Source organism: [Phormidium] sp. LEGE 05292 (assembly GCF_015207735.1).
In the GTDB taxonomy this organism is placed as follows: domain Bacteria; phylum Cyanobacteriota; class Cyanobacteriia; order Cyanobacteriales; family Aerosakkonemataceae; genus Floridanema.
Window position 1 is genome coordinate 1 of the sequence record NZ_JADEWG010000311.1, and the last position, 2,388, is coordinate 2,388.

Sequence of the window (2,388 nt, forward strand, 5' to 3'; positions counted from 1 at the left end):
TGTGCCGTTTTATGATTCTAGCTACTTTGTAATGGCTTTCTTATTGGAACGAAGGAATTACTATCCTCGGCTTCTTGAGTGCCATTTTATCCTTCTAGGCTAGTGCCATTTTTTCTTTCAAGTGGCAAGTTGTCCTCTGGTAGTAATACCAGGGGATTTTTTGTCAAAATAAGGCTCTTCCGTACTTGTAGTGGAAAACCCAGGTTCAAGGGGACTAGAGAACCCGTCAATATCTTTGGATGCAGCCCAACAGTTACAATGACGCAGTGATGAAAGCTAAACCTTTCTGATTGAAGTTGGAACGCAAATTGAAAAAGTTGCATAACAACTGCATAAATCAATCTCAGTTATACCCATGACATAGATAGAAGAGAGTACAACTTGTGTGTGCTCGATAATAAGCTCGCTGAAAATTGGCTAATTTTACTCTAATTATGCGATCGTTCTTTTTCAATTATGAGGAATAGGGCGATCGTTTTGTTATGTAATACTAAATCCGGTTTGATTACCCCTTTTTTATTTGAACCGCGTTCGCGTAGCGTGTGCGTAGCACGTAAGACGCGATAGCGAAGCGAAACGCGATAGCGTTTTAGAGCGCGAAGAGAAGAGGAAGAATATAAAGGGGGTTGCTAACCCGGATTTGGTATAAATGTCATATCTGCGGAATGTGGGTATAAAAACAACCAGCATAAAAAAAGGCTCCTGCCTAAAGGCAGGAGCTTTAAACTGTTTAGGAGAGAGAAATTTAAACTTATCTAACTCCTTAGTCGAGTTCGCCCATGAATAATACTGGCTCGGTTTCGCGATCGATACCTTTTTCAAAGCCAGCAGCAGCAGCACGAGCCCGTCCTGCGTGCCATAAGTGACCAACTAAGAAGAAGAAAGCCAAGACAAAGTGTGAAGTCGCCAGCCAAGCACGAGGGTTAACGTAGTTAAAGCCGTTGATTTCAGTGATCAGACCACCTACAGAGTTCAAAGAACCGTTGGGAGCGTGAGTCATGTACTCAGCAGCACGACGTACTTGCCAAGGCTGAACGTCATTCTTGATCTTGTCTAAGTCAAGACCGTTAGGACCACGTAAAGGTTCCAACCAAGGGCCACGGAAATCCCAGAAGCGCATGGTTTCACCACCGAAGATGATTTCACCAGTAGGAGAGCGCATCAGGTATTTACCAAGACCAGTTGGGCCTTGTGCAGAACCGACGTTAGCACCTAAGCGTTGGTCACGCACTAGGAAGGTAAACGCTTGAGCTTGAGAAGATTCAGCGTTTGTTGGGCCGTAGAATTCGCTGGGATAAACAGTGTTGTTAAACCAAACGTAGCAAGAAGCCACAAAGCCCATCAAGGACAATGCCCCCAAGCTGTAGGAGAGATAAGCTTCTCCAGACCAGATGAAAGCGCGACGTGCCCAACCGAAAGGCTTGGTAAGAATGTGCCAAATGCCACCAGCGATGCAGATCAAACCGATCCAGATGTGACCGCCAACAACGTCTTCCAAGTTATCAACGCTGACGATCCAGCCATCTCCACCGAAAGGAGATTTTGTTAAGTAACCAAAGATGACAGCAGGGTTCAGTGTGGGGTTAGTAATCACCCGCACATCACCACCACCAGGAGCCCAGGTGTCATACAAGCCACCGAAAGCCACTGCCTTAGCCACTAACAGCAGGGCACCAATGCCGAGCACAATTAGGTGGAAACCAAGAATGGTGGTCATCTTGTTCTTATCTTTCCAGTCATACCCGAAGAAAGAAGAGTATTCTTCGAGGGTGTCTGGCCCACGAACGGCGTGATAGATACCGCCCAAACCCAAAACAGCTGAAGAAATTAGGTGCAGAACACCAACTACGAAGTAGGGGTAAGTATCGATAACTTCACCACCTGCGCCTACACCCCAACCTTGGGTAGCGAGGTGAGGTAGCAGGATCAAGCCTTGTTCGTACATCGGCTTTTCTGGGTTAAAGTGAGCGACTTCAAATAAAGTCATTGCTCCAGCCCAGAAGACAATCAGACCAGCGTGGGCAACGTGAGCGCCCAGCAGTTTACCGGAGAGGTTGATTAAACGGGCGTTACCAGCCCACCAGGCAAAACCTGACGATTCTTGGTCACGATTGCCCGCAACCATTGCACTGTTAAAAGATGATTCCACGGGGCAGTACCTAAATTAAAAGGTTTTAAGGATTTTAGGATTTAAGGGTGAAATTTAAGGATGAAGGAAAAATATACCATTAATCTTCCATTCATCCCTGCTTAGCTCATTATTACAGAGCATTACCACGAGGGAGAACTTCTTCAGGGAAGACAAAACGCTCATGGGGTTGGTCAGCAGGAGCCATCCAAGCCCGCAGACCTTCGTTCAAGAGAATGTTCTTCGTATAGAAGGTTTCA

1 protein-coding gene and 1 pseudogene are annotated in these 2,388 nt (G+C 46.1%); both read right to left on the reverse strand.

Going from position 1 to position 2,388, the window contains the following annotated elements:
- Window positions 1-763 precede the first annotated feature (763 nt).
- Window positions 764-2,125, reverse strand: a complete 1,362-nt coding sequence (gene psbC / locus IQ264_RS32230) for a photosystem II reaction center protein CP43 (RefSeq protein ID WP_193986814.1) — start codon at window positions 2,123-2,125, stop codon at window positions 764-766.
- A 136-nt stretch (window positions 2,126-2,261) separates the two neighbouring features.
- A pseudogene (locus IQ264_RS32235) lies at window positions 2,262-2,388 on the reverse strand (photosystem II D2 protein (photosystem q(a) protein)); the annotation flags it as partial.

Coding starts and splice junctions, on each gene's coding strand:
- psbC (WP_193986814.1), bottom strand. CDS start 2,125: ATGGTTGCGGGCAATCGTGACCAAGAATCGTCAGGTTTTGCCTGGTGG.